General features: G+C 58.1%; 3 protein-coding genes. 1 reads left to right on the plus strand and 2 read right to left on the minus strand.

Annotated features, from left to right (window positions below; all coding sequences use genetic code 11):
* A partial coding sequence (locus AC1DT3_RS19945) for a protein phosphatase CheZ (protein WP_477466952.1) occupies positions 1-667 on the plus strand: 667 nt, incomplete at its 5' end.
* Positions 668-733: 66 nt separating this feature from the next.
* Here AC1DT3_RS19945 and AC1DT3_RS19950 read toward each other — a convergent pair.
* Entirely contained in the window at positions 734-1,198 is a 465-nt protein-coding gene (locus AC1DT3_RS19950) for a hypothetical protein (RefSeq protein WP_477466953.1), read from the minus strand.
* A gap of 17 nt (positions 1,199-1,215) precedes the next feature.
* On the minus strand, positions 1,216-1,791 hold a 576-nt coding region (locus AC1DT3_RS19955), incomplete at its 5' end, for an EscU/YscU/HrcU family type III secretion system export apparatus switch protein (RefSeq protein ID WP_477466954.1).

The following is a 1,791-nucleotide window of genomic DNA, read 5'->3' on the forward strand; positions in this document are numbered from 1 at the left end:
GGGTGGAGAAGTGATGGCCGATGTCGACGTCTCGCGTCGCCACGGCGAAATCATGGACGCATTCGCCTCACTGCGCGACTTAATGGAGCCGACCCATGCGGTCTCCTACTCGCTCCTCGAAGAGCACCGAAAAGATCTTCAGGAGGCGCTCCGTCTGAAGGTCGAACTCGACGCGATTTCGGAAGCGATCCAGCGCACGAAGACCGAAATCGCGACGCTCCACTATGCTGGAGCTCAAGGACGCGAGATGGCGCGCGTGACCGACGAACTCGGCGCGATCGTCCTCGGCACCGAATCGGCGACGAATGCCATTCTCGCTGCGGCTGAACGGATCGATGAACTATCCGGCAATCTCGCGGCCCGCGTCACGGGGGAGGATCGAGAGTTCGCACGCGAGATCGGCGATCACGTGATCGGCATCTTCGAGGCGTGCAATTTTCAGGACATCACCGGGCAACGGATCAGCAAGGTCGTCAACGCGATGCGGTTCGTGGACGAGCGCGTGAGACAGATGATCTCCATCTGGGGCGGTCTCGAAAGCTTCAAGGAAGTAAAGACGCTCGAAGATCCGGAGCGCATCGGTGATCGTGCCCTGCTGAATGGCCCGGCACTCAATGCCGACGACGGGATCACATCCCAGAACGATATTGACGCACTGTTCGACTAGTTTGCGTTGTCGATCGGCAATCGGGCAAACAGCGGCCCGGTTGCCTAAACGACTTCCGACGGCATCCTACGCGGAGCGGTATTTTTCAGGACCGATGGGCGAGGGAAGCGTCAAGATCCTGGCATCGGCCAGGACATTTCCAAAGCGACGCAAATCGGCGTCAGGATCACCGGATCTGTCATTGAGCATGACGCGCCGGATTGCGATCGTGACATAGAAGCTTTGCAGAATCAGCTTAAAGAAAACAGTCGTGGAGGAATGGACGAATTCGAGATCGAGGGTGATCTGCGGATTCTGATCCCATTCAAAATGGCAATCTGCGGCATGGCTATAGCGCAAGGTTCCTGGCTTGAAGAACAGCTCCGTCGCAGATTCGACGATGTCCTCAATATTCGCGTGGAGATTATTGGCGATGTATCCGACAAAAATACCCGGATCCACGAGATAGAGCTCGGCCACCACATCGCGTAGATTCTGGGACAGAAGATCTTCGTACGCGCGCAGCTCCGCCTCCGAAGATCGCCTTCTCAAGTTTTTTTCTTGTGGCGTCACTTCGGCCTCGTGAGGATAAAGAACAGGATCTGGGCGACCGCGCGATAGAAATCAGGCGGAATCATCCGATCCACCTCGACACTGTCATACATGGACCTTGCTAGAGCCTTGTCTTCCACGACAGGAATATTGTGCCTTTCCGCGGTTTCGCGAATGCGCAGAGCGACCAGGTCGGTGCCCTTCGCGACGACGAGAGGAGCACTGGTCTCCTCCCGCTCGTAGCGCAAGGCTATCGCGTAGTGGGTCGGGTTGGCAATCACTACGGTCGCTCGGGGGACTGCAGCCAGCATTCGCTTGCGCGAGCGGTCCTGGGCGAGCGAGCGCAGACGCGCCTTGACCAGGGGATCGCCTTCCATCTGCTTGAACTCGTCCTTGACCTCCTGGCGTGACATCCGCAAATCGCGCTGCCACCGGATCCGGGACCAGATCAGATCGCCCGCCACGAGGACGATGGTGGCGATGCTGACCGCGGAGATGAGCCGGATCGCCATCGTCAGGATCATCTCAGGCACCAAACTGGGATCGCTGAACATGGCGCCTGCAACCTTGTACTGTTCCGAACGCAAGAGAAG

Source organism: Microvirga sp. P4_G7 (genome assembly GCF_056401005.1).